Origin of the sequence: Microbacter sp. GSS18, from assembly GCA_029319145.1 — a bacterium.
Lineage (GTDB): Bacteria > Actinomycetota > Actinomycetes > Actinomycetales > Microbacteriaceae > Microbacterium.
Map to the genome: position 1 here is coordinate 3,494,383 of CP119753.1, position 23,971 is coordinate 3,518,353.

The following is a 23,971-nucleotide window of genomic DNA, read 5'->3' on the forward strand; positions in this document are numbered from 1 at the left end:
GACATCTGGGATGCGCGGGAGGTCGAAGTGGATACGCTGCGCGTGCGCGCCGGGGCCCGCTCCGGTGACGCGCGCGCCGCCGCCGAGGACAGCCTGGAGGACTACGCCTTCCGCTACGTGCCCCGCTCGTTCCGTCGCTGGAGCGCCCTGTCGGTGGGCGGCACGGCCCTCGGGTCGATCGCGTTCCTGGCCGACCTCTCGATCGGTGCCAGCATCGGACTCGAGCACGGCACGTCCAACGCCGTGCTGGGCATCCTGCTCGCGTCGGTCATCATCTTCGTCGTCGGCTTCCCGGTGGCGTACTACGCGGCGCGCTACAACATGGACCTCGACCTCATCGCGCGCGGGTCGGGATTCGGGTACTACGGCTCGATCATCACGACCGTGGTGTTCGCCGGCTTCACGTGCATCTTCTTCGCGCTCGAGGGCGCGATCATGGCCCAGGGCCTCGAGGCCGCTGTGGGGATACCCCTGCCGTTCGGCTACGTCATCTCCACCGTGGTGGTGATCCCGATCGTGATCTACGGGATGCGGGCGCTCGAGCGCCTGCAATTCTGGACGACGCCGCTGTGGCTGGCTCTGGCGCTGCTTCCGCTCATCTGGATCGTGTTCACACAGCCCGACGCGGTGACCAGCTTCATCGGGTTCACCGGCGCATCGGACGGGACCGTGAGCTTCAGCGCCGTCGTCGCGAGCGCAGCCGTGTGCTTCGCGCTGATCCCGCAGCTGGCAGAGCAGATCGACTACATCCGCGTCATGCCGCCACGCACGGCGGCGAACTCCACGTCCTGGTGGACCTCGTTCGTGTTCAGCGGCCCCGGGTGGGTGATCTTCAGCGGAACGAAGCAGGTGATCGGGCTCTTCCTCGCCGTCTACCTGGTGACGAAGGTGGATCCGACGATCGGCGACCGCGCCGTGGAGCCGGTCAAGCAGCTGCTCGGCATGTACCAGTCGCTGCTGCCGGACTGGGTGGCGCTCGTGCTCGCCCTCATCCTCATCGTCATCGCGCAGGTGAAGATCAACGTGACGAACGCCTACTCCGGATCGCTGGCGTGGTCGAACGTCTACACGCGCGTGAAGAAGCGGTACCCGGGCCGCACGGTCTTCGTGCTGTTCAACCTGGTGATCGCGCTCGCGCTCATGCTGCTGGACGTCTTCAGCATCATCTCGTTCGTGCTCAGCCTGTACGCGAACGTCGTCATGGCGTGGCTGGTCACGATTTCGGCCGACATCGTGGTCAACAAGCTCCTGCTGAGGATCTCGCCGCGCTTCCCCGAGTTCCGGCGCGGGATGCTCCACGACTGGAACCCGGTCGGCCTCGTCTCGGTCGGGCTGGCGTCGCTGCTGTCACTGGCCTGCTTCGCCGGGGCGTTCGGTCCCGCGATGCAGCCGTTCTCGGTGCTCGTGGCGATCGGCGTCGCCGCCGTCGTCACCCCGGTGATGGCCGTGGCGACCCGCGGCCGGTACTACCTGCGGCGGGCGACGGACGGGATCCCGACGCCGATCCTCGATCGTGACGGCAACCCGTCCGGCGAACGGCTGCGCTGCCACGTCACCGGGTACACTTTCGAACGACCGGATATGCTCGCGTCGGCCGAACCAGGTCCGAACGGCGAGATGCAGTACGTCTCATCCCTGGCTCTGGCGCTCGATGACTCGGACCAATACGTCCTTCCTCCCGAGCCGGCGTCACGCGATCGAGACGGGAGGGGAGGGAAGCGGTGACCGACGAGCCCGTCGTCGACACGAACTCCGCGATCCTCGCCAGCGCCGCTCGGCTGCTGCGTCAGCGCACCTTCGAGGATGTCTCCTACCTCGATGTCGCGGAGGTCGCCCAGGTGTCCGAGCGCACCATCTATCGCCGGTTCCCGACGCGCTCGCACCTGCTCGAGGCCCTGGCGCGCTGGATCGATGCCGAGCACTTCGCGATCTCCGACTTCCGCACTCCGGCCGAGTTCCGCGACGCGGTCCTGCTGCGGTTCCGTGCGTTCGACGCCGAGCCGGCGTTCGCGTTCGTCGCCGCACGCGGAGCCGCGCTGTCGCCGACAGGCGACGACGTCCCGTCCCCGATCACCACGGCTATCGTCGGAATGCTCGAGGCTGCGGCGCCCAACCTCAACCGACGCGACGCGATGCGCGCCGCGGCGACGGCTCGGTACTTCGCCTCGCCCATGTTCTGGGCTCGCATGCGGACCGGGTTCGACATGAGCGCCGACGAGATCTTCGGCGTGTTCGACCGCTCGATGCAGCGCGTCCTTCCCGCAGCGACGCCGACGGCGACCTGGGCGGCATGACGGTGGCCGCCGCGTCGGCCCCGGAGCTCTCGGGCACCCAGGCGGCGATCCTCGCCGCATACGCCGAGCTCATCGAAGAGGTGGGCACCGACGACGTGTCGTTCCGGCTCATCGCCCTGCGCGCGGGAGTGGGGGAGCGCACGGTCTTCCGTCACTATCCGACGCGCGTCGACCTGCTGCTCGCGACATCGAGCTGGATCGAGCGCACCATCTTCACCCGCCAGGAATCCGAGTCGATCTTCGACGTGCCGATCGCGATCCGCGAGGCGATCGAGGCGTATGACCGTCGACCCGAACTGGCCCACGTCGTCGCCGAGACGGCGATGCGCGGGGTGAACGGCTCGGAGCCCGCGCCGCAGCGCGCGCACTTCGAAGAGATGCTGAAGCGGGAGGCCCCCTCGCTCGACGAGCAGCAGCAGCGCGAGATCGTCGCGGCGCTGTCGCACCTGGACTCTTCGGCGACATGGGTGACGATGCGGCGCGAGTTCGGCATGAGCGGCCGTGACATCGCCGACGCCGCGACCTGGGCCGCCGAGGCCATCCTGGATCCGATCCGGGATCTCGGCGACCGGGGCGCGTAGGTCACGCGGGCGCACCGCGCGGGTTGCGGCCGAAGGCCCAGCCGGCGACTCCCGCGAGCAGGAGCACGCCGACGATGATGAGTCCGAACGCGTCGAGGTCGGTCGCCGCCACCGCGCTGACCGGTTCCCATCGCACGCCGATCGAGTCGACCAGCACACCGCACAGGCCGACCGTGCCGACGATGAAGGCCACCGCCACGGACAGGGAGATGAGTGTGGCGTTGTAGTGGCGTCGCCGTTCGGGGCGGTCCGCCGACCAGCGATAGATCCTCGCGGTGACGATGCTGTTGAGCCCGTCGCACGCCACCATTCCGGCGGTGAAGAGCAGCGGCAGCACCATCGCGGCGTACCAGGGCATGACGATCCCCGCGCCGCCGGCGATCAGAAGCAGGGTGATCGTCGATGCCGTGTCGAACCCGAGACCGAACAGCAGGCCGACCACGAACATCTTCCACGGCCGGTCCAGCCGCGCCGAGGTCCGCGCGATGGCGAGCGAGATCACGCCTCCGGCCGGGGCAGGCTCGTGGTCGGTGCCCGGCGCCATGCGTCGGCCGCGGAAGAGCCGGACGAGGATCGCGAGGTTGACCGCCGCCATGGTGAGCAGGAACAGACTCGACACAGCAGGTCCCCACACGCCCGTGAAGGCGGCGAGCGGAGAGTCGTCCACGCCGAGCTGGGAGGTGAGAGCGCCGACCCCGGCCGTCGCGAGACCGACGGCCGCGACGACCACCGTGGAGTGGCCCAGCGCGAACCACAGGCCGACGCCCGACGGGTCTCGATCGTCGCCGATGAGCTTTCGGCTGGTGTTGTCGATGGCCGCGATGTGGTCTGCGTCGAACGCGTGGCGCATGCCCAGGACGAAGGCGGTCGCGGCCAGCCCGATGCCGAACGTGGTCGTGCCCGCCTGGTAGTCGCCGGGGAGGACCACCGCGGCGAACAGGGTCCAGCTGACCACGAGGAGAGACGCGGCGGTGATCAGGACGCCGCGCGCGGCCGGGGTCAGCACCAGCACCCGGCGCTCCACTCAGACGACATGCGGGGCCCCCGTCTCGTGCTCGATCGCCGCCTCGGCGAAGACGCCTCCCAGCGGGCTGCTGTGCGCGTCGGCGCCCAGATAGCGGAGCACCGTTCCCCCGCGTTCGAGATCGAGGCGCGCCGCCCCGGGTGCATCGCCGATGGCCGCGTGGTCTCCGATGGAGATGATGCCGTCCATGACGCGTGCGGCGCCGAGGACGCCGGGGACATGGTCGCGGCCCCCGACCTCGAGGGTCTCGCGCAGCAGGGGCCCGTCCGCATCGGCGACGTCGGTGTCGGCCCGCAGTCGTCCACCGCGTTCATCCGTCCGCCCGAGGACGAGGGTCTCGCGGACGCGCGCCGATGCGCCGGCCGCGAGGCGGACGGTGAGCGATCGGGTCAGGACGCCGGCGTCGGTGATGACCGTCGGCAGGCTGTCCCACACGAGATGGGCGTCGGTGCCGAGGTCGACTCCGGCGTGCCATTGCGATGCGTCGCCCGGCTCGCCGTCCCGCCCGTACACGACCAGCCCGCCGATGTCGACCAACCCGAGGGTGCAGCCCTCGCCGACGCTGATCCGCATCCGCACATCGTCGCCGGGCAGCAGCATCGCGCGGCCGGCCACGAGGGCGACGTCGACGCTCCGCCCGCGGCGACGGATCAGGCGCGGGATGACGAGGTCGCCCTCGAGGGAGCACGTCACGCCGTCACCGCGCGGCGCGACCTCGACGACCGTCGGCCTCACGGGTGGACGTGGTCCGCGTGCTCGTGGGCATCCGCGGCGTGGGCGTGCGCATCCTCGCTGCCCTCATGCGTGTGGAGGTACCCGGTGCCGTCCTCGTCGGCGTGGAAGTGCGGTGCCATCGGGCCCGGGTCCTGCGGCACGTGGGATCCCGCGCGGTGGGCGGCCAGCACCGTCAGGACCCATTCGCGCAGCGAGGCCACGGATGCCGCATCGGTGCGCGAGAGCGCCAGCACCGGGCGTCCGTCGCGTGCCGCCGTCGCGTCGGCGACCATCTGCGGGACGTCGACGCCGACGTAGGGGGCGAGGTCGGTCTTGTTGACCACCAGCAGATCGGCGCGACCGATCCCCGGCCCTCCCTTGCGGGCGACGTCGCCGCCGCCGGCGACATCGAGCACGAAGATCTGCGCGTCGACGAGCGCGGGGGAGAAGGTCGCCGTCAGGTTGTCGCCGCCCGACTCGATCACGACCATGTCGAGGGGCGCGTGGGCGCGCTCGAGGTCTTCCGCGGCCAGCAGGTTGGCGGTGACGTCGTCGCGGATCGCGGTGTGCGGGCACGCACCCGTCTCGACCGCCACGATGCGCTCGGGCTCGAGCACGCCCGCGGACCGCAGGAAGCGCGCGTCCTCGTCGGTGTAGATGTCGTTCGTGATCACCCCGATGCGGATCTCGGCGGCGAGGGCGCGGCAGATCGTCGCGATGAGTGAGGACTTGCCGGTGCCCACGGGGCCGGCGACGCCGAGACGCAGGGCGCGGGATGGTGTGATGTCAGGCACGGAAGAGCCTCCTGGAGGATCGGGCGTGGGCTTCTGCCCACATTTCGGACTGCGGCGCGGTGAACGAGGGGATGTCGGCGGGGTCGGTGATCGCCGAGATCGCGATCAGATCGTCCTCGACCTCGGCGCACAGGGTGACGACGAGACCGACGAGATCGAGCGGATCGCGGGGCTCGAGCTTGAGGACCGCCGCCGCCGCGGCCTGCATGTCCTCGTAGACGACGAGGCGCGCGAGCTCCAGCGGCGGCATCGCCAGGCCGGCGGCGAGGACGCCCAGCACGCACGGCCGAGGCGGCGGGGTCGGGCGCTCGCGCCACTGCGCGATGACCGCATCCCCCGGGAGCAGTTCGGTGCCGACGCGCAGGTAGCCGCGCGCCAGGAGCCGGGCGGCATCGCGCTGCGCGCGGCTCGGCGTGCGCGCCGCCCACGCCGCCTCGACCGCGTCGAGGTCCCCGCCGACGGTGTGCGCGTGCCGCGCCGCAACCGCGGTCCCCGCTTCGACGAGCGTCGTCGTCGACGCTCTGCCTCTCAGGAACGCAGGCAGCTCGTGGGCCGCGACGCCCGCCATCAGCGCAGGCTCGACGCCGGCCGAGTGCGCGTGACCGCCCGACGGCAGTCGAGCATCGGCGAGCAGCAGGGCGGCCGTCGAGGGGGCGAGCGGGGGCATCAGAAGAGCTGATAGAGCTGGGCCAGCGGGAGCGTCGCGGCGGGCGCCGGCTCCACCTGCTCGCCGTCGATCGAGATGTCGAAGGTGTCGGGACGGATGTCGATGTCGGGCAGGGCGTCGTTGTTGCGCATGTCGGCTTTGCCGATGTGCCGCGTGGGCTGGACCGGGAGCAGGCGTCGCGTGAGGCCGAGGCGCTCCTCGATGCCGGCGTCCAGTGCCGCCGGCGCCACGAACGAAACCGACAGCTGCCCGCCGATCGCGTCGGCGAACGCGGGGCGCATGAGCACCGGCTGGGGCGTCGGGATCGAGGCGTTGGGGTCCCCGAGCGCACCCCACACCAGTCCGCCGCCCTTGACGACCACGCTCGGACGGAATCCGAAGAAGCGCGGGTCCCACAGCACGAGGTCCGCGAGCTTGCCGGCCTCGACCGATCCCACCTCGCCGTCGATGCCGTGCGCCACGGCCGGATTGACCGTGTACTTCGCCACGTACCGGCGGGCGCGCTCGTTGTCGGCGGGAAGCCCGCCGCCGAGCGGTCCGCGCCGGTGCTTCATGACGTGGGCGACCTGCCACGTGCGTGTGACCACCTCGCCGATCCGACCCATCGCCTGGGCGTCGGACGACGTGATCGAGATCGCGCCCATGTCGTGGAGGATGTCCTCGGCGGCGATCGTGGTGGCGCGGATGCGGGATTCGGCGAAGGCGAGGTCCTCGGGGACGCCCGGATTGAGGTGGTGACACACCATGAGCATGTCGAGGTGCTCGGCGACGGTGTTGACGGTGTGGGGCAGTGTCGGGTTGGTCGAGCCGGGGATGACGTAGGGCAGGCCCGCGATCGACAGGATGTCGGGTGCGTGGCCGCCGCCGGCGCCCTCGACGTGGAAGGCGTGGATGCTGCGTCCGGCCATCGCGGCGATGCTGGATTCGACGAATCCCGCCTCGTTGAGCGAGTCGCTGTGCAGCGCGACCTGCAGCCCCCACTCCTCGGCGGCGCTCAGGCTGGCGTCGATCGCCGCGGGCGTCGACCCCCAGTCCTCGTGCACCTTGTAGCCCGCGGCGCCGGCGAGCGCCTGCTCCGCGAACGCGGCCGCCGACACGGTGTTCCCCTTGCCGAGCAGCAGGACGTTGACCGGGAGCGGGTCGAGCGACCGATGCATCTGCTCGAGGTGCCATGCGCCGGGGGTCACCGTCGTCGCCTTGGAGCCCTCGGACGGTCCCGTCCCGCCGCCGGCGATCGTGGTGATGCCGGTGGCGAGCGCTTCGTGGATCTGCGAGGGCGAGAGGAGGTGGACGTGGGAGTCGATGGCTCCCGCCGTCAGGATCTTGCCCTCGCCCGAGATCACGTCGGTGGACGGTCCGATCACGAGCCGCGGGTCGACCCCGTCGGCGATGTCCGGGTTGCCGGCGCGCCCGATGCCGGCGATGCGGCCGTCGCGGATGCCGACGTCGGCGCGTACGATCCCCCACCAGTCGAGGATCACGGCGTTCGTGATGACGGTGTCGAGCGCCCCGTCGGCGCGGGAGGCGGTGCTCTGGGCCATCGATTCGCGGATGGACTTGCCGCCGCCGAACACGGCCTCCTCTCCGCCGACGGTCAGGTCGTCCTCGACCTCGATCCAGAGATCGGTGTCGCCGAGGCGGATCTGATCACCGGTGGTCGGGCCGTAGATCGCGGCGTAGCGCTCGCGGTCGATGCGCACCATCAGCTGCCCTCCCCCGTCGTGCGGACCTGGATGCCCGGGACGCGGCGGCGACCGCGCAGCGACACCGCGGCGACGCGCTTGGAGACACCGGGCTCGAAGCGCTCCGACGTGCCCGAGGGGATGTCGAGCCGGGCGCCGATGGCCGCCTCGCGATCGAACTGCAGCGCCGCGTTCACGTCGGGCAGATGGATGTGCGAGCCGATCTGCACCGGCCGGTCACCCGTGTTGAGGATCACCAGCTCCACGCGTTCGTCGTCGGTGCGGTCGGCGTTCAGCTCGATCCATCCGGGTCTGACCCGGATGGCACCGGGTCCTGACGATGATCCAGATGCCATGGCGACTCCTCAGTCGATCGGGTGGTGGAGGGTGACCAGCTTGCGTCCGTCCGGGAACGTCGCCTCGACCTGGACGTCGGCGAGCATGTCGGCGACGCCGTCCATCACGTCGTCGCGCCCCAGGACGGTGCGGCCCTCGGTCATCAGGTGGGCGACATCGGCGCCGTCGCGCGCGCGCTCGATGACCCACGTGGACAGCAGGGCGACCGCCTCGGGGTGGTTGAGCTTGACGCCGCGGTCCCGCCGGTCGCGCGCGACCATGCCTGCGACCGCCAGCAGCAGCTTCTCGGTGTCGGCGGGTGACAGGTGCATCCGCGTTCCTCCCCTCGTCGGTGGCCGCCCCCGGGCGAAGACGCGTAGGTCGTCGCTGCGCTCGGGTGTCAGGATTCTGTCATCAACCCGGCGGTGAACGCACGTCGTCTCGGCGCACAGTTCTCCCTGAGATTCGCGTCTTTCTGCGGAAGAGGGCCGCGAGTCGCGCGCACTTTTTACACACCCGATACGTTCGAGCAATGGCAATGTAATGCCTTCGACCGCGCCGGTCCGGCACGCCGCGGATCCGTGGGCGGCCGTCGCTTCAGTCGGCGACGTCGACGACGCGCTCGCCGCCCACGACGATGCCGACGGCTCCGCCCGATGCGGCCGCGACCTCGCCGCGCAGCGCAGGGACCGCCTCGGCCGGGGCCCAGACCTCGAGGGTCGCCGATGCGCCGTACGCGGGCTCGCCCATCGTCGCGCCGGAGCGGTGCGCCCAGTCGCGCAGGAGGTTGTCGAATCGGCCGGCGTCGGCGTGCGGGACGTCCACCCGCACCTGCGTCAAGGCGAGACGGTGCACGAGCCGCGCTTCGTCGAGCGCATCCGACACGGCCGTCGAATAGGCCCGGACGAGTCCCCCGGCGCCGAGCTTGACGCCCCCGAAGTAGCGCGTCACGACGGCGACGACATCCGTCACCTCGCGCCGCCGCAGCACTTCGAGCATGGGGATGCCGGCGGTGCCCGACGGTTCGCCGTCGTCGGATGAGCGGGCCTGGTCGGCCTGCAGACCGGTGACCATCGCGGTGCAGTTGTGGTTGGCGTCCCAGTGCTGCTTGCGCACGGCGGTGATGACGGCATCCGCCTCCTCCACCGAGCCGACATGCTCGATCCGGGCGATGAACCGCGACTTGCGCACGATGAGTTCGCGTTCCACGCCGCCGGCGATGGTGGCGGGGTACGAGCGGCTCACCTCTCGACGATAGCCTCCTCATCCTGACGCCCGCTCGTCGCGGCGGGCGCGCTAATCGAAGTCGGCGACGACGACGTTGTGGTGGTATTCGAAGATGAGGCTCGTGCGGGTCGAGGCGACGCTCGTGCGCGCGGAGAGGTGGTCGACGACGAACTTGCGCACGCCGGTGGAGTCCTCGACGGCGATGTGCACGAGGAAGTCGTCCGCACCGCCGAGGAAGAACACCTGGATCACCTCGGGGACGCTCCGCATGTCGTGGGTGAACGAGCGGATGCTCTCCTGCCGGGCTCCGGGGCGGAGCGTCACGCCGATCACCGCCTGAAGCCCACGGCCGAGCGCGCGCTGATCGAGCGCGGCGTGGAAGCCGGTGATGACGCCGCGGTCGACCAGCGAGCGGACGCGCGCATGCGCCGTGGACGGGGCAACCCCGAGGGTGTCGGCCAGCGCGGCGTTGGTCATCCGCCCGTCGCGCGAGAGCAGGTCGACGATGCGTTCGTCCACAGGGTCCAGGCTGTCTTCCATCGGCTGAAGATCCTTCTGCGCTCGGCACCGGAATTCGCTCTCCTGCAGACATTGTTCATCACGAAGGCGTGAGCTGTCGATGATCATTCGGCGTGAAACAGAATCCGATGCATGATCTGCGAATCTCTCTGTCGTGCTGGCGTGCCGCCAGGTGACCGAAGCGAAGGAAGAGCCATGCGGATCGGCATCCCCACCGAGATCAAGAACAACGAGAACCGGGTCTCGATGACCCCGGCCGCCGTCGACGCGCTGGTGCGTCGCGGGCACGTGGTGACGGTGCAGACAGGCGCCGGCACCGGGAGCGCGTTCTCCGATGACGCCTACGTGCTCGCCGGCGCGCGCCTGGCGGATTCCGCCGAGGAGACCTGGGCGGAATCCGAGATGGTCGTGAAGGTGAAGGAGCCGATCGCCGCCGAGTACGGCTTCCTGCGTGATGACCTCACGCTGTTCACGTATCTCCACCTCGCCGCCGACCGGCCCCTGACGGATGCGCTCATCGCGGGCGGCACGACGGCGATCGCCTACGAGACGGTCCAGACACCGGATCGGGCGCTGCCCCTGCTGGCGCCGATGAGCGAGGTCGCTGGGCGCCTGTCGATCGCGGTCGGCGCGAACGCCCTGCTGAGTCCTGCCGGCGGTCGCGGGATGCTGCTGGGCGGGGTTCCCGGGACGCCGAAGGCCAAGGTCGTGGTGATCGGCGGGGGCGTCGCCGGCGAGCACGCCGCGGCGAACGCGCTCGGGCTCGGCGCGAACGTGACGATCATCGACATCTCGGTGCCGAAGCTCCGCGCGCTCGAGGCGCGCTTCGGCGGCGCCATCCAGACGCGCTACTCGACCCCGTACGAGATCGCGGACCAGCTCGCCGACGCCGATCTCGTCGTCGGGTCGGTGCTGATCCCGGGGGCCGCGGCGCCCAAGCTCGTGACCGACGACATGGTCGCCGCGATGAAGCCGGGATCCGTGCTCGTGGACATCGCGATCGACCAGGGCGGATGCTTCGAGGGCTCGCGCCCGACGACGCACGACGACCCGACGTTCGCGGTGCACCAGTCGCTCTATTACTGCGTGGCCAACATGCCCGGTGCCGCACCGCACACCTCCACGCGAGCGCTCGGCAACGCCACGCTGCCCTACGTCACGGCGATCGCCGACAAGGGCTGGGACGCCGCGGCCGCCGCCGACGAGGCACTCGCCCGTGGGCTGAACGTCCGCGCGGGTCGCGTCGTGAACGACGGGGTGCGCGCGGCCTTCGGGTTCTGAGGCCTCCTCTCCGGAATGCCCACCCCCGTCCCCTGCGGTGTTGGCAGGACGACCGCCGTCGCGGAGGATGAACTGTCGAGGCTCGTCGCTCGCGAGCTGCGGGGTCGAGGGCGGATCGGTCTCGACGGGGACGTGACGCCACGGAGAGGAGGGCGAGATGGCCCATCACGACACGCTTCCGCGAGTGCGGGTGTCGGGCGGACCGGCCGAGCGCGGACGCGCGTACGGCGAGGCGGCGCGGCGCCAGGTGAACGCGAGCCGGGAGGGGTATGAACGGGCCTTCGCGCGCTCGGGAATGCCCTGGCGCGAAGCCGTCGAGTACGCCCGCCGGTATGGCGACGCGATCGCCTCCGCGTTCCCCGAGGCGATCTCCGAGATGGAGGGGATCGCCGCCGGAGCCGGGCTGCCGTTCGACGACGTCCTCGCGATGAACTGCCGCACCGAGATCATGTGGGATCTCGCGCAGCGCCGCTCGTTGAGCCTGCGTGGCGAATGCACGTCGTTCGGTCTGGCTCCCGAGGCGACCGAGAACGGCCACACCTGGGTCGGGCAGAACTGGGACTGGCTCGTCCACGCCACAGACAGCATCGTCGTCCTCGAGGTCGAGCGGGACAACGCCCCGAACTACCTCACGCTGGTGGAGGCAGGCCTTCTCGGCAAGGCCACGCTGAACGCCGCGGGGATCGGGATCGCCGTCAACACGCTCATCACCGACCGCGACCGTGACACCCGCGGGGTGCCATTCCACGTCGTGCTGCGGATGCTCGCCGACATCGAGCATGTCTCCGACGCCGTGGAGCTGCTGGCGGGAGTCCGTCGGGCCTCCTCCGGCAACTACCTCGTGGGCGCGGCGGGCGGAGCCGTGCTCGACATCGAATGCGAGCCGGGTGGTGTCGCCGGCGTCCATCCGATCGCGCCGGTGCGCGGTCGCATCGCCCACACCAACCACTTCGTCGCGGCCACGCGCGGCGTGGACCTCGCCCCCCCTGGAGCTCGGGGACACCTATGTGCGCCTCCAGCGGATGCGCGATCACCTCGACGCTCACCCGGTGCTCTCGATCGGCGACGTCCATCAGGCCCTTTCGGACCACACCGACGGGCCCAGCGCGATCTGCTGTCACCCGGACCCCCGTTCGGATCCCGCGTCGCAGTGGACCACGGTGGTGGGGCTCGTGATGGACCTCGAGGACCGCGCCCTCCACCTCTCTCACGGGTCGCCGTGCCGGGGGCGACTGGCCCCGTACGAGCTGGACGGTCTTCTCGCCGGCGCGGTGTGACCGGCGCGCAGGGAGCGGCGCACACGCGGGCGCTCGGCGGCATCCACCGCGGAACAGAACTCGCGTCCGCGTGCGTTTCCGAGAGCTCCGGCCACGCGCGCACCCCCTTGTTGACATGTCCCGGCGCCGATAAGGTCTCGCGCAACGGCCGCCCGCCTGCGTTGCGCGTGAGCGGTCGTCGATCCGGAGCACCATGAGTTCGAGGGGGAAGCGCCATGTCCACACCCGAGCAGCCCACGCCGCCCGCCGACGATTCGGGCGCTGCGCCCGACGCGACCTCCCCCGCGACCGCGTCACCCGCGGGTGCTGCGCCCGCGGCCGCGCCCTCCGGGGGCGCGGCGCCGAGCCCGCCCACTCCTCCTGAGCAGGCTCCGGCGGGCACCGCCCCGGCGCCGCCCGCCGGGGAGCCGGTCTTCGTGCCCGCGTCGAACCGCGACCCGTCGACGGTGTGGAAGGTGCTCACGGCCGTCTTCGCGGTCACCACGCTCGGATTCGCCATCTGGGCCGTCGTTCTGCTGCAGGGATCGCAGCAGGACAGTGATTCGGCAGCGGCCGCGCTCGCCGCGGTCGAGCAGGAGCGCGACGACCTCACCGCACAGGTCGCCGAACTCGAAGACCAGAACGCGCAGCTCCAGGAGCAGGTCGGGCAGCTGAGCGAGGAGGCCTCGACCGCCCTCACGCAGGCCGTCGAAGCCCTCGGTGTCGCGGCGGACCGGCTGAACGTATCGGACCAGCAGGTCACCGACGCCGCAGCGGCGCTCGAGGCGGCGAACACCGCGCTCGAGCAGGCACAGGGCGATCTGGCCGTCGCTCAGGCCGAGCGCGACCAGGCCCTCGCGCTCGCCGAGCAGGCGCGGCTGTGCGCCGGCGGCTCGATCGGGGCGCTCTCCCTCGTCGCAGACGGAGACGTCGACGGTGCGAACGCGCTTCTGACCACCGTCGCACCCGCCTGCGAGTCGGCGTTCAGCGAGGAGTGAGGGCGCGGCCCGGTCACGCGGGCCGCGTCAGTCCTCGTCCGGCTCGGTCCGTCGGTCCTGGGCCGGGACCACCACGCGCCGGATGATGATCAGGATCGAGGCCGTGACGGGGATGGCCACGAGCGCGCCGAGGAGCCCGAAGAGGGTGGCGCCGACCATCGCGCCGATGATCACGAGCACGCCGGGGACGGCCACCGCGCGACCCATGATGCGCGGCGTGATCCAGTACGCCTCGAACTGCATGTAGATGAGATACCCGATGCCGAACACGAGAGCGGCTGTCGGACCCAGGAACAGCGACGCGATCGTTCCGACGATGAGGAACAGCACCGACCCGATGAGCGGGACCAGCGTGATGAAGAACGCTCCGATCGCCAGGAGCGCGGCGACGGGCGACCCCACCAGGAGCTGCAGGATCAGCACGACGATCGCGTTGAGCGTCGCCAGCGTGATGCCACCCGCGACGACACCGCCCACCGACGCCGTGATCTCCTCGGTGAGCGTCAGGAATCCTGGGCGGCGATACGAAGGCAGGAGCGAGGCTGCAGCCGTCTTCATCGCGGGCAGCGAGGCCACGAAGTACAGCGTCAGCACGACGACGATCATGCTGCTCGAGATGACGCCGACGATGCCGACTCCGGCCTCGGCCACGCCCCCGGCGATGGCCAGGAAGGCCGAGAGGCTCGTCAGCGAGTTCCAGGCGCTGTCGAGCGTGCGACCCAGATCGATGAGCGTGCGATCGTCGAGAGAGCGGAACCACTCGGTGCGCTCGATCGCGGCGAGGGCGGCGGGCGCCGACTCGATCAGCTCGACGATCTGGTCGATCAGCGCGGGCACCACCGTCAGCACGATCGCTGCGACCAGGACGAGGAACGCCAGCGTGACGATCGTGATCCCCCACGGGCGCGGCACGCCCCGCCGGCCGAGTACCTGCACCGCCGGCTCCATCCCGAGCGCGAGGAACATCGCCAGCGTCACCGACATGACGACTGTCGACATCGACGCGAAGGCGATCGCCAGCGCGATCGCCAGGACGACTCCGATGGTCACGGCGAACCCGGTCCGGAGGGGATGGCTCGGCAGCGTCCGCAGAAGGGCGGAGCGCCGGCGCCCGCGCATCGCGTCGGCATCGGCGCGCGACCGCGAGGCGTCTGCTCCGCCCGGCGTCTGCGACGAGCCTGCCACGGGCGATGCGGTCATGACGCCACCAGATCGATGATCGCGTCGATGAGGTCCAGGTTGACCTGGTCCATGGCGAGGTCGAGGGACACCGGCTGCGAGGACTGCTTGACGACCGCGACACCCCGGGTGATGTCGATGTAGATCCACTGCCCGTGGATGCCCATCGCGGTGAACGCCTCGCGTCCGGGTGTGTGGCGCACCCACCACTGGGCGCGGTAGCTCCAGTCGCCCCCCGAGAGCGGTCCCGTCGCATCGGGGCCGGCCGCGAACGCCTCCCGGCTGGCGCCGGCGGCGATCGTGTCGATCACACGGCGCGGGACGATCTGGTCCCCGTCGACCGCGCCGCCGTTGAGCATCATCATCGCGAAGCGCGCGAGGTTCCGCGGGCCGGCGTTGAGACCGCCGCCGGCCACGAGCGTGCCGTTGCGGTCCAGCAGCACGTACGTGTCGCCGTCGGTTCCGAGCCGCGACCACAGGGCATCCGAGAGGTGATCCTGGAACGAGGTTCCGGTCGCCCGGTTGGTCGCCCAGTTCAGGGCATCCGTCTTCGGCGTCTGGTAGTGGAAGACGTCGCCGTGCGCGTGCGCCGGATCGTGCTCCAGTGAGACGAGGAAGTCGTAGACGCTGTCGGCGGGGTACGCGTCGGCGGGGGCCTGGAGCCATCCGAGGGTCTGCCCGTATCGGATGATCGCCGAATGCGGATCGGCGTAGTCCTCATCGAAGTCCATGGAGTTGACCATGTCGAGCACATGCCCGAACGTCGCGTCGGCGAACGCCGATGCAGACGCCAGTTCGGGCACGACCGCGGTCATCGCCTCGTCCTCGCGCAGGGCGCCGTCGTCGACGGCCATCAGGCCGAGGAGCCCCGCGAACGACTTCGTCACCGACATCATCTGGTGGGGCTGGTCGGCGGTCATCCCGTTCATATAGCTCTCGTGCACGATGTGATCGCGCGTGACGACCACCAGGGCATCCGTGTACGTCGTCCGCAGCACCTCGACGAGATCGGCCGCCTCGCCGTCCACCCCGCGGACCGCCAGGTCGCCGATGCGATCGTCGATCGACACGGCGAGCGGGATCGGCACGTCGCCGCGGCGGATCGGGGCGGACGGGTAGATCGTGCGCATGTGCTGGTACGACCACCGGTTGAACGGCGGGGTCATGAGCGCGTTGGTCCTCGTGACGCGCCTCTCGGGCGCGGGCGGGAAGCCCTGCATCAGCCCGAGGTCGGCGGCGGTGGCGTACGGGTCCGTGGGCATCCTCGACTCCTCCTGCGTGCGTCCGGACGCGTGCCGATGCTCCGCGCCCTGTCGGTCGAGGCCGTGGACGAAACCTCCACTGACGACAGTCACGCTAGCGCAGCGGGCTGGTCCGCCGGTGGCGATCGGCTCCCGTTTCGCCGGTCCAGCGTGCCCGCGGGGCGGGGGCGGCGGACCGTCAGCGGGCGACGAGCCCCGCCGACGCCAGGACGCGTCCGGGCGTCAGCCGGATGACCACGCGCCGGGGGTTCACACGCGGCGGGCGGTAGCGGGCGGTGTACAGCGCCTCCGCGAGGGCGACGGCATCCGCGCCCCGCTCGATCACCGCGTGTCCCGCGATGCTCAGCCATGCCGGCCCCGACACCTGGGCGACGGTCGCCCGACCGTCGCGCTCGACATTGCGCACCTTCTGCGAGCCGTCGCTCGTGATGATCCGCACGATGCCGTCGTCGATGGTGAACCCCACGGCGACGGCGTGGATGAGGCCCGACGGCGCGATCGTGGAGAGGGTCGCGAGGTGTCGGTCGGTCACGAAGGCGGTGCCCGCCTCGGTCAGCTGCATGACCTCATCCTGCATGATGCGAGACGGCCCGGGGCCCGATCCTCATGCGTCGCCGCCGAGCGCCTGGATGTGCTCGGGCAGGCGCTCGTTCGAGCCGTACATGAAGTGGTTCTCCATGCGCTCGTGGAAGCGGCTCGCCGGCGGGGTGCGCCCGGCCGCCTCCGCCACTTCGCGGATGTGGATCGGCGCGGCCCCGCAGCACACGCCGAGGTAGCGGATGTCGAGCGCGAGGGCCTCCTCGGCGAACGAGCGCACCTCGTACCGATTGGCGAACAGCGGGTCGAGCGCGGTGGGGAAGGTCCGGCCGTGCGGGGACGGGACGTGTGCATGCGGGTCCGACAGGTTGAAGAAGGTCGGCTCCTCGGACGTCGTGCGGTACGGCACGGGAAGGGCTCCGACGTGCGTCGAGACGGCCGCGCGGATCTTCTTCAGCCACGGCATCATCGTCTCGGGCCCGCGGAAGCAGTTGAGCCCGACGACGTCGGCGCCCCCCTGCTCGAGCCGGACCGCGGTCTCGACGATGTCGACGTCGTCAGCCATGCGGTCGATGGCCATCGGCGCGAGCGTGGTCACCACCGGCAGCCCGCTCGCCTTCGCGACCTCGAGCGCCGCGAGCGCCTCGCCGGCGTAGTAGAACGTCTCGGCGATGATGATGTCGGCGCCCTCCTCGACGGCCCAGCCGACCATCTCCTCGAACATGCGCCGCACCTCGGCCTGAGCCGACGCATCCGACGGGTCCCAGATGTTCGAGTTCGAGATGTTCCCGGCGACCAGGTTGCCGGGAACGCGGTCGGCGACCTGCCGGGCGATCTGCAGCGCCGAGCGGTTCAGCGGCTCGAGCAGCTCCTCCTTGCCGATCACGCGCATCTTCTCGCGATGGCCGTTGTAGGTGAAGGCCTCGACGACGTCGGACCCGGCACGCTGGAAGTCGGTGTGCAGCGCTTCGAGCGCCTCGGGGTTCTCGAGCGCGACCTCGGGCACGAACTCGCCCGCGGTCAGGTAGCCGCGGCGCTCGAGTTCGAACAGGAAGCCCTCCGCACAGATGACGGGGCCGGCGTCAAGGCGCTCGGTGAATGACTTCGATGACGACATGTCCGGACCTCCTGCGTTGCTTCGGGCGTCCGGGGACGGCGGACGTCGAGCGGACACTGCGAGAGTAGGCCTCCGCGACGCGCTTGTCGCGATCTTTTCCTCCGGTGACATCGCGCGCCACACGTGACGCGGCGGGGAGCGACGGATCCTGGGGCGTCGTCAGCCCTCAGCGCTCGATGCCGACGGCGGCGTCGCAGCGGGCGAGGTCGTCCTCGCTCAGGCTCAGATCGGCGGCGCGCGCCGAATCGGCGATCGATGCCGCCCGCCGGGCGCCCGGGATCGGGACGATCACCGGGCTGAGCGAGAGCTCCCACGCGAGGACGACCTGCTGCGGGCTGACGCCGTGGTCCTCGCCGATCTCGCGGAAAACGCCGAACCGGTCGCCGATGCTGCGCCCGCGCCCGCCGGTGCCGCCCAGTGGGCTCCACGGCAGGAAGGCGATGCCGTGCTCTTCGCAGTAGCGCAGCTCGTCGTAGCTGCCGGGGTGGCGCGGTGAGAACTCGTTCTGCACGCTGGTGAGGTTGCCCTCGCCGAGCACCTGGCGTGCGATCTCGATCTCCTCGACGCTCGCGTTCGAGATGCCGATCGTGCGGATGAGCCCCTCGGCCTGAAGCGTCCTGAGGTTCTCCATGATCTCGCCGTAGACCATCCAGCGGTCCGGCCGGTGGTACTGGTACAGGTCGATGACCTCGACGTCGAGGTTGCGCAACGACGCCTGCACGGCGCTGCGGAGGTATTCCAGCGACCCGTCGCGTCCCCACGTCTCGCCCTCGCCACGGGTGATGCCGCCCTTCGTCGTCACCAGCACACCGGAGGTGTCGCCGCCCCACGAGCGCAGCGCGTCGCGCACGATCTGCTCGTTGTGGCCCATCAGGTCCCAGCTCGGCGCGTAGATGTCCGCGGTGTCGATGAGCGTGACGCCGGCGTCGAGGGCGGCGTGGACCGTGGCGATCGCGTCCTCCCGCGACGGGTACTCCTTCTCGATGTTCATCGACACCGGCATGGCGCCGAGGCCGATCGCCGAGACGGTGAAGGGACCGATGGTGCGTGTCTGCATGGCGAACTCCTGGGGAGGGGGCGGATGGTCTCAGCCTGCCACGTGGACTCTCCGCGAGCGCGCGCTCCGGCGTAGTCTTCGTTGCGTCCCACCTCCGGAAGGAAGACCATGGCCACCCCCCACATCTCGGCAGAACCGGGCGACTTCGCCCCTGACGTGCTGATGCCCGGCGATCCGCGCCGCGCCCGGCTCATCGCCGAGACGTTCTTCGACCAGCCCCGGCTCGTGACCGAGGTGCGCGGCATCCTCGGCTACACCGGGACCTACGAGGGGCGCCCGATCTCGGTGCTCGCCTCGGGCATGGGCACGCCGTCGATCGCGATCTACGCGACCGAGCTCGCCCGCTTCTTCGGGGTGAAGCGCATCATCCGCGTCGGGACGATGGGGGCGCTGCAGGATCGCCTGCAGCTCGGCGACGTCGTGGCCGCTTCGGCGGCCCACACCGATTCCGCCATGACGAGCGGGTGGGTCCCCACGGTGACGCTGAGCCACGCGCCCAGCTTCGCGCTGCTCAGCCGGGCGGTCGCGTTCGCGAAGGACACCGAGCGCACGATCCACGTCGGGCCGGTCTTCACGAGCGACTCGTTCTACAGCCCGAATCCCGAGATCGTCGAGTCCCTCATCCGCTACGGAACGCTCGCCGTGGAGATGGAGGCCGCGGGGCTGTACGCGGTCGCGGCGAAGGAAGGTTTCGAGGCGCTCATGCTCGGCACCGTCAGCGACAAGCCGGGTCAGGAGATGACGGCCGCCGAGCGCGAGACGCTGTTCCGCAACATGGTGGCCGTGGCGCTCGGCGCCCTGCGCTGACCGCTATGAGCCGGGCGGCGGGAGCTCGGTGACGTCCACCGGCACGACGACGAGCTGGAGCCCGACGGGACCGATGAAGTCGTCCTGGAGGGCCGCGAGCAGATCGCTCGCCTCCGGGGGATCCCCGGGCCCCGTGATCGTCACTTCGACGAGAGAGGCGGAGGCCGAGACATCGGTGATCTGGAACGCCGTCGCCTCGCCCAGCCACTCCTCCACGGTGCGCTGAGCATCCCGCTCACGGGTCTCCGTCTGCAGCGTTCCTTCGGACGTGAGCATGAGCGGCAGCAGGATGACGCCCGCGAGGGCGATGAAGGGCGTCACGGTCTTGATGATCTGCCGCGGACGATTGCGCAGTGCGAAGGGTCGGGCGAAGCCGGTCAGGACGAACACCATCGCGGCAGAGAGCACGATCGCGACGAAGTTGGTCAGGAACAGCAGTGCCGCCCCGCCCGCTTCACCGAAGCGACCGCCGTTGAGGGTGACGCCGACCACGGCGAGCGGCGGAACGAGGGCGACCGCGATCGCCACGCCGGCGATTCCGCTGGCGACGCGTGCGTTGACCGTGGCGAACGCGCCGGCGGCGCCCGCCGCGAGCGCGATGAGCATGTCGATCGTGTTCGGGCTCACCCGCGAGACGATCTGCGTGTTCGAGGAGAACGAGACGGCCACGGGGGCCCACGCGGTGATGCCGTACGCGAGGGTGATCGAGGCGATCGCCCCCGCGGCGACGAGGGCGGCGGAGTTGGCGGCGCGTCGTCCCCACCCGTTCACGAGGGCACCCGCGAGGCCCAGAATCGGTGTCATCAGCGGCGCGACGAGCATGGCGCCGATGACGACCGCGGTGGAGTCGGCGAGCACGGCGAACGTCGCGATGGCGACCGAGAGCACGAGCATGACCCACCACGTGCCGAGCTTGGTGAGGCGCTGGGGCTGCTCGAAGTAGAGTCCGCCGGCCTGGTCCGCCCGCACCTTGCGACCGATGTCCGACCCGTCGATCCAGTCCCACACCACATCCGGGATCGAGGCCGTCGACGGATTCAGGCCCGAGCCCCGCGCTGCTCGGCGCAGGCTCCATGAGATCAGCAGCAGCCCGAGCAGCAGCGAGGCGGCCGCGGTCGTGATGATGACGGTCGAGACGATGGTCTGCGGCACGGCGTACGCCAGGATCCCCGCGATGACGGCGAGCGAGCCGCCGGCGATGCCCGGAAGGGGGTCGCGCTCTCGGCGCTTGAGCAGCGCCGAGAGGACCGAGATCACTCCCCGGATGCCGATGTAGATTCCGACGAGCCCGACGAGGAGGGCGAGCGTGAGCTCGCCCGCCCCGGCGTATGCGAGGAAGCCCATCGCGGCGGCGAAGGCGATGGCGGCGAGGCCGCGCGGCGCCGCGAGCCATCGGTTGATCGGTCGGCCGAACCAGCGCTTGCCGGTCAGCGCGTAGAAGATGTCCTGGAGCCCGGTGAACGCCAGCAGCGCGATGACGATCGCTGTGACGAGAGTCGTGGTCGCGCCCGGCAGCAGCAGCACGATGGTCCCGGCGCCCATCGCGACCAGGCCGCGAAGCGCCACCGTGTTCGACAGCGCGCCGGTCAAGGCGCTCAGCTGATCGCGCAGGTGCGAGTCGGCGCTCGGGTCGACCCAGTCGGCCTTGTCGTCGAGCTCCGCCCCCGGCCCTTCCGTCGCCATGCGCTCATCCTAGGGCCGCGGGGAGTCCGTCTCGGGCAGGGATCGGCGCGACGGGGCGAGACCGAGCCATAGCCGCGGCCTATGGCCGGGCCAGGGAATCGACGGCTTCCGCCTGCGGTCCGGGCCCCGCACGCTGGATACACGCACAGATGCGTACCCGGTCACAGCCGACCGACGCAACGAACACAAAGAGGAGTTCGCCATGAACGCAGCGGCACGAATCCGTCGCGCGGCTCTCATCGTCAGCGCAGCAGCGCTCGCCGTCACCCTCGCCGGGTGCACCTCGGACGACCCGACGGGAGACGTCGCCGCCGCATCATCCACGGAGGGGCTCACGCCCATCACGGTCGGGGCGGTGTTCACGACCGCCGCCGTCCCGCTGTGGATCGCCGACGACCAGGGGATCTTCGAGGAGTACGGCCTCGACGTGACGATCACCCAGTCGCCCAACTTCGCCGCATCCGCACCCTCGCTCCTGAACGGTCAGATGCAGTTCGCCAACGCGGCCACCGCGCCGATCATCACCGCGATCGACAACGACCTCCCGATCCAGATCGTCGCCGGCGTCCAAGCCGAGCCCGCCGATCCGACGCTCGGAGACGACCAGGTGATGGTGCAGCAGGGCAGTGACATCAGTCGCCCCGCCGACCTCGAGGGCAAGACCGTCGCCGTCAACGCCGTCGGTTCGGGTCCGTATGTAGGGGTCATGGCCAACTACCTCGCCGACGGTGGCGCCCCCGACGGCATCAACTGGGTCGTCATGAACCTCAACGAGCAGATCCCGGCCCTCGAGGACGGCCAGGTCGACGCCATCATCGCGTCCGAGCCGTTCCGGGCGGCAGCGGCCGACGCCGGCTTCGTCGCGGCCTTCAACGCCTACCGTGCTCCCGGTATCGACGTGATCCCCGCCGAGTTCACGGACGCGGTCCTCGTCGCCAGCACGGAGTACCTCTCGAACAACGCCGACATCGCCGACGCCATGCGAAACGCCATGATCGACGCCAACGACTATGCGCAGAACAACCCCGACGCGGTGCGTGCGCTGCTCGTCCAGGAGCTCGATCTGGACCAGGCCGTCGCCGACACCATCTACCTGCCCGGCTTCCGCGGCGAGGTGGAGCCCGCCGATGTGCAGGCGATGGCCGACGCGATGCTCGAGATGGGTCTGATCGCGAACGAGCCCGAAGCATCCGCGATGGTCTGGCTGCCCTGACCACGGCTCGGTGGCGGGCGACGCACGTGTCGCCCGCCACCGCACCACAGAAACCACCAACGCAGAGAAGGGGCGTCGACATGGTCACCGCAATATCGCCGAGTGCACCGCGCACCGCCGGCCCGCGCCCGAGCGGACCGCGCACATTGTCGCGCCGCGCCGAGCTCGGACTCGGAGCCGCGGGACTGGCCTCCATCATCGCCATCTGGCAGATCGCGAGCATGACGGGCGCACTGTCCCCGCGTGCCGTTCCCCCGCCGCTGGACGTCGCGGCCGGATTCGCGGCGCTGCTGATCAACACGACCTTCTGGGGCGCGGTGCTCGCCACCGTCACCGTCGCCCTGCTGGGTGTCGTGCTCGTCATCGCCATCGCGATCCCACTGGCGATGGCCATCCACCGGAGCATGTACTTCCGCGAGTCGACCTGGTTCGTGATCGAGTTCCTCAAGCCCATCCCGCCGGTCGCCCTCATCCCGCTGACGATCCTCATCTGGGGTCCGACGAAGTCCGTGGAGCTGTTCCTCGTCGTCTTCGCGGCGCTGTGGCCGATGCTGACGCAGCTCGTCTACGGTCTGCGCGAGGTCTCGGGCGTCGCGCTCGACATGGCCCGGGTCTACCGGTTCAGCCCGCTGCAGCGGACGTTCCGCATCGTCATCCCGAGCCTCACGCCCTTCGCCATGACGGGCCTGCGCATCTCGATCACGATGGCGCTGGTCACCGCGATCGTCACGGAGTACATCATCGGCATCCCCGGGCTGGGCGCCATGCTCTCGACGGCGCAGGTCAACGGCCTGCTCGACCGGATGTACGCCCTCATCGTCGCGATGGGCCTGCTCGGACTCGCGCTCAACGCGGGCATCGCGGCTCTGAACGGTCCGCTGCTGTTCTGGCATGCGTCGCAGCGAGAGCGGGTGTCGGCATGAACGGCATCGACCTCCGTCACCACCTGCACATCTTCCTGCTGCGGGCGTGGCTCCCCATCGCGATCATCGCGCTGTGGTGGTTCACGAGCGAGACGAACCCGTCGCTCTACTTCCCGCCGCTGTCGGAGATCGTCGACGAGATCGTCGGCCAGTGGATCTTCGGTCCGCGCCTCGTCGAGGACCTGCTCCCGACGCTGGCGAACTTCGTCGCGGGCCTGACGATCGCGCTCGTGACCGGCACGGTCCTGGGTGTGATCCTCGGGCGCAGCCCCGTCCTGCGGGCGTTCCTCGCGCCGATCATCAACTTCTTCCGGTCGCTCCCGTCACCGGCGCTCATCCCGATCGTGCTGGCGCTGTTCGGCCTCGGCAACTCCATGAGCATCGCGCTGATCGCGATCGGCGCGGTATGGCCGACGCTGCTGAACACCATCGACGGCGTGCGCAGCGTCGACACGCAGGTACGCGACATGGCCCGGTCCTACCGGCTGACGCCGTGGCAGACCATATCTCAGGTGGTGCTGCCGAGCGCGGGCCCGCAGATCGTGGCGGGGTACCGCATCTCGCTGCAGATCTCGATCATCCTCATCGTCGTCAGCGAGATGGTCGGAGCCACACGCGGGCTCGGATACTTCGTCCTCGAGTCGCAGCAGCTGTTCCAGGTGGCCCAGACCTGGGCGGGCACGATCATGCTCGGCCTGCTCGGCTACCTCCTCACGTCGGTGTTCGTCGTCATCGAGCGCCGCGTCCTCCGCTGGCAGATCCGGATGCGGGAAGCGACCGGGGCGGCGTAGCCCCGGGTCCTAGCGAAAGAGAGTTCACT

Annotated in this window: 25 protein-coding genes; 10 read left to right on the top strand and 15 right to left on the bottom strand. The window is 70.4% G+C overall.

Annotated features, from left to right (window positions below; genetic code table 11):
* The first annotated feature begins 27 nt into the window (after positions 1–27).
* Genes P0L94_16160 through P0L94_16170 form a run of 3 tightly spaced genes read left to right on the top strand, consistent with a single transcriptional unit; the run spans position 28 to position 2,875 of the window.
* Positions 28–1,725: a hypothetical protein gene (locus P0L94_16160; protein ID WES63989.1), complete on the top strand. Its 1,698-nt coding sequence runs from the start codon at positions 28–30 to the stop codon at positions 1,723–1,725.
* The gene (locus tag P0L94_16165; GenBank protein ID WES63990.1) at positions 1,722–2,294 is read left to right on the top strand and encodes a helix-turn-helix domain containing protein; all 573 of its coding nucleotides are present in this window, start codon (positions 1,722–1,724) and stop codon (positions 2,292–2,294) included. The genes P0L94_16160 and P0L94_16165 overlap by 4 nt, the downstream gene beginning before the upstream one ends.
* A complete protein-coding gene (locus P0L94_16170) occupies positions 2,291–2,875 on the top strand; it encodes a helix-turn-helix domain containing protein (protein ID WES63991.1) in 585 nt (194 codons plus the stop codon). Before P0L94_16165 ends, P0L94_16170 begins: the two co-directional genes overlap by 4 nt.
* A 1-nt stretch (position 2,876) precedes the next feature.
* Here the strand turns inward: P0L94_16170 and P0L94_16175 are convergent, their stop codons facing one another.
* The 9 genes from P0L94_16175 to P0L94_16215 all read right to left on the bottom strand — a co-directional run bounded on the left by P0L94_16175 (position 2,877) and on the right by P0L94_16215 (position 9,859).
* A complete protein-coding gene (locus P0L94_16175) occupies positions 2,877–3,887 on the bottom strand; it encodes a hypothetical protein (GenBank protein ID WES63992.1) in 1,011 nt (336 codons plus the stop codon).
* A gap of 12 nt (positions 3,888–3,899) precedes the next feature.
* Entirely contained in the window at positions 3,900–4,634 is a 735-nt protein-coding gene (locus P0L94_16180) for an urease accessory protein UreD (protein ID WES63993.1), read from the bottom strand.
* A complete protein-coding gene (gene ureG, locus P0L94_16185; protein WES63994.1) occupies positions 4,631–5,407 on the bottom strand; it encodes an urease accessory protein UreG in 777 nt (258 codons plus the stop codon). The genes P0L94_16180 and ureG overlap by 4 nt, the downstream gene beginning before the upstream one ends.
* Positions 5,400–6,074: an urease accessory UreF family protein gene (locus P0L94_16190; protein ID WES63995.1), complete on the bottom strand. Its 675-nt coding sequence runs from the start codon at positions 6,072–6,074 to the stop codon at positions 5,400–5,402. Before P0L94_16190 ends, ureG begins: the two co-directional genes overlap by 8 nt.
* The gene (locus P0L94_16195; protein WES63996.1) at positions 6,074–7,777 is read right to left on the bottom strand and encodes an urease subunit alpha; all 1,704 of its coding nucleotides are present in this window, start codon (positions 7,775–7,777) and stop codon (positions 6,074–6,076) included. Before P0L94_16195 ends, P0L94_16190 begins: the two co-directional genes overlap by 1 nt.
* Positions 7,777–8,112: an urease subunit beta gene (gene ureB / locus P0L94_16200; GenBank protein WES63997.1), complete on the bottom strand. Its 336-nt coding sequence runs from the start codon at positions 8,110–8,112 to the stop codon at positions 7,777–7,779. Before ureB ends, P0L94_16195 begins: the two co-directional genes overlap by 1 nt.
* Positions 8,113–8,121: 9 nt before the next feature.
* Positions 8,122–8,424: an urease subunit gamma gene (locus P0L94_16205; protein ID WES63998.1), complete on the bottom strand. Its 303-nt coding sequence runs from the start codon at positions 8,422–8,424 to the stop codon at positions 8,122–8,124.
* A 265-nt stretch (positions 8,425–8,689) separates the two neighbouring features.
* Positions 8,690–9,337: a YigZ family protein gene (locus P0L94_16210; protein WES63999.1), complete on the bottom strand. Its 648-nt coding sequence runs from the start codon at positions 9,335–9,337 to the stop codon at positions 8,690–8,692.
* 51 nt (positions 9,338–9,388) lie between these two features.
* Entirely contained in the window at positions 9,389–9,859 is a 471-nt protein-coding gene (locus P0L94_16215; protein WES64000.1) for an Lrp/AsnC family transcriptional regulator, read from the bottom strand.
* Positions 9,860–10,033: 174 nt separating this feature from the next.
* Here P0L94_16215 and ald point away from each other — a divergent pair, with 174 nt between their 5' ends.
* From ald to P0L94_16230, 3 genes are all read left to right on the top strand, one after another.
* Complete coding sequence (gene ald / locus P0L94_16220) at positions 10,034–11,119, top strand: alanine dehydrogenase (protein WES64001.1); 1,086 nt, start codon at positions 10,034–10,036, stop codon at positions 11,117–11,119.
* Between the two features lie 157 nt (positions 11,120–11,276).
* Entirely contained in the window at positions 11,277–12,593 is a 1,317-nt protein-coding gene (locus tag P0L94_16225) for a C45 family autoproteolytic acyltransferase/hydrolase (GenBank protein ID WES64002.1), read from the top strand.
* 18 nt (positions 12,594–12,611) lie between these two features.
* Positions 12,612–13,373 carry a hypothetical protein gene (locus P0L94_16230; protein ID WES64003.1) on the top strand — a complete coding sequence of 254 codons (762 nt, stop codon included), beginning with the start codon at positions 12,612–12,614 and terminating at the stop codon, positions 13,371–13,373.
* Between the two features lie 27 nt (positions 13,374–13,400).
* Here the strand turns inward: P0L94_16230 and P0L94_16235 are convergent, their stop codons facing one another.
* The 5 genes from P0L94_16235 to P0L94_16255 all read right to left on the bottom strand — a co-directional run bounded on the left by P0L94_16235 (position 13,401) and on the right by P0L94_16255 (position 18,525).
* Positions 13,401–14,573, bottom strand: a complete 1,173-nt coding sequence (locus tag P0L94_16235; protein ID WES64004.1) for an AI-2E family transporter — start codon at positions 14,571–14,573, stop codon at positions 13,401–13,403.
* Positions 14,570–15,814 (bottom strand): serine hydrolase, encoded by a 1,245-nt coding sequence (locus P0L94_16240; protein WES64005.1) that lies wholly within the window; start codon positions 15,812–15,814, stop codon positions 14,570–14,572. Before P0L94_16240 ends, P0L94_16235 begins: the two co-directional genes overlap by 4 nt.
* Before the next feature lie 178 nt (positions 15,815–15,992).
* Positions 15,993–16,376, bottom strand: coding sequence for a TIGR03618 family F420-dependent PPOX class oxidoreductase (locus tag P0L94_16245; GenBank protein WES64006.1), 384 nt, complete (start codon positions 16,374–16,376; stop codon positions 15,993–15,995).
* Between the two features lie 42 nt (positions 16,377–16,418).
* Positions 16,419–17,468 (bottom strand): homocysteine S-methyltransferase family protein, encoded by a 1,050-nt coding sequence (locus tag P0L94_16250; GenBank protein WES64007.1) that lies wholly within the window; start codon positions 17,466–17,468, stop codon positions 16,419–16,421.
* A 166-nt stretch (positions 17,469–17,634) separates the two neighbouring features.
* Positions 17,635–18,525 (bottom strand): aldo/keto reductase, encoded by an 891-nt coding sequence (locus P0L94_16255; GenBank protein ID WES64008.1) that lies wholly within the window; start codon positions 18,523–18,525, stop codon positions 17,635–17,637.
* Between the two features lie 108 nt (positions 18,526–18,633).
* Between P0L94_16255 and deoD the strand changes: the two genes are divergently transcribed.
* Positions 18,634–19,332 carry a purine-nucleoside phosphorylase gene (gene deoD, locus P0L94_16260; protein ID WES64009.1) on the top strand — a complete coding sequence of 233 codons (699 nt, stop codon included), beginning with the start codon at positions 18,634–18,636 and terminating at the stop codon, positions 19,330–19,332.
* Between the two features lie 3 nt (positions 19,333–19,335).
* On the opposite strand, the gene P0L94_16265 is transcribed toward deoD, so the two are convergent.
* Entirely contained in the window at positions 19,336–21,015 is a 1,680-nt protein-coding gene (locus P0L94_16265; GenBank protein WES64010.1) for a DUF389 domain-containing protein, read from the bottom strand.
* Positions 21,016–21,217: 202 nt separating this feature from the next.
* Here P0L94_16265 and P0L94_16270 point away from each other — a divergent pair, with 202 nt between their 5' ends.
* From P0L94_16270 to P0L94_16280, 3 genes are all read left to right on the top strand, one after another.
* Positions 21,218–22,228 carry an ABC transporter substrate-binding protein gene (locus P0L94_16270; protein ID WES64011.1) on the top strand — a complete coding sequence of 337 codons (1,011 nt, stop codon included), beginning with the start codon at positions 21,218–21,220 and terminating at the stop codon, positions 22,226–22,228.
* Between the two features lie 80 nt (positions 22,229–22,308).
* Positions 22,309–23,151 (top strand): ABC transporter permease, encoded by an 843-nt coding sequence (locus P0L94_16275; protein WES64012.1) that lies wholly within the window; start codon positions 22,309–22,311, stop codon positions 23,149–23,151.
* Positions 23,148–23,942: an ABC transporter permease gene (locus tag P0L94_16280; protein ID WES64013.1), complete on the top strand. Its 795-nt coding sequence runs from the start codon at positions 23,148–23,150 to the stop codon at positions 23,940–23,942. Before P0L94_16275 ends, P0L94_16280 begins: the two co-directional genes overlap by 4 nt.
* The last annotated feature ends 29 nt before the right edge of the window (positions 23,943–23,971 follow it).

Coding starts and splice junctions, on each gene's coding strand:
- P0L94_16170 (WES63991.1), top strand. CDS start 2,291: ATGACGGTGGCCGCCGCGTCGGCCCCGGAGCTCTCGGGCACCCAGGCG.
- P0L94_16190 (WES63995.1), bottom strand. CDS start 6,074: ATGCCCCCGCTCGCCCCCTCGACGGCCGCCCTGCTGCTCGCCGATGCT.
- P0L94_16195 (WES63996.1), bottom strand. CDS start 7,777: ATGGTGCGCATCGACCGCGAGCGCTACGCCGCGATCTACGGCCCGACC.
- ureB (WES63997.1), bottom strand. CDS start 8,112: ATGGCATCTGGATCATCGTCAGGACCCGGTGCCATCCGGGTCAGACCC.
- P0L94_16205 (WES63998.1), bottom strand. CDS start 8,424: ATGCACCTGTCACCCGCCGACACCGAGAAGCTGCTGCTGGCGGTCGCA.
- P0L94_16215 (WES64000.1), bottom strand. CDS start 9,859: ATGGAAGACAGCCTGGACCCTGTGGACGAACGCATCGTCGACCTGCTC.
- ald (WES64001.1), top strand. CDS start 10,034: ATGCGGATCGGCATCCCCACCGAGATCAAGAACAACGAGAACCGGGTC.
- P0L94_16225 (WES64002.1), top strand. CDS start 11,277: ATGGCCCATCACGACACGCTTCCGCGAGTGCGGGTGTCGGGCGGACCG.
- P0L94_16230 (WES64003.1), top strand. CDS start 12,612: ATGTCCACACCCGAGCAGCCCACGCCGCCCGCCGACGATTCGGGCGCT.
- P0L94_16235 (WES64004.1), bottom strand. CDS start 14,573: ATGACCGCATCGCCCGTGGCAGGCTCGTCGCAGACGCCGGGCGGAGCA.
- P0L94_16240 (WES64005.1), bottom strand. CDS start 15,814: ATGCCCACGGACCCGTACGCCACCGCCGCCGACCTCGGGCTGATGCAG.
- P0L94_16245 (WES64006.1), bottom strand. CDS start 16,376: ATGCAGCTGACCGAGGCGGGCACCGCCTTCGTGACCGACCGACACCTC.
- P0L94_16250 (WES64007.1), bottom strand. CDS start 17,468: ATGTCGTCATCGAAGTCATTCACCGAGCGCCTTGACGCCGGCCCCGTC.
- P0L94_16255 (WES64008.1), bottom strand. CDS start 18,525: ATGCAGACACGCACCATCGGTCCCTTCACCGTCTCGGCGATCGGCCTC.
- deoD (WES64009.1), top strand. CDS start 18,634: ATGGCCACCCCCCACATCTCGGCAGAACCGGGCGACTTCGCCCCTGAC.
- P0L94_16265 (WES64010.1), bottom strand. CDS start 21,015: ATGGCGACGGAAGGGCCGGGGGCGGAGCTCGACGACAAGGCCGACTGG.
- P0L94_16270 (WES64011.1), top strand. CDS start 21,218: ATGAACGCAGCGGCACGAATCCGTCGCGCGGCTCTCATCGTCAGCGCA.
- P0L94_16275 (WES64012.1), top strand. CDS start 22,309: ATGGTCACCGCAATATCGCCGAGTGCACCGCGCACCGCCGGCCCGCGC.
- P0L94_16280 (WES64013.1), top strand. CDS start 23,148: ATGAACGGCATCGACCTCCGTCACCACCTGCACATCTTCCTGCTGCGG.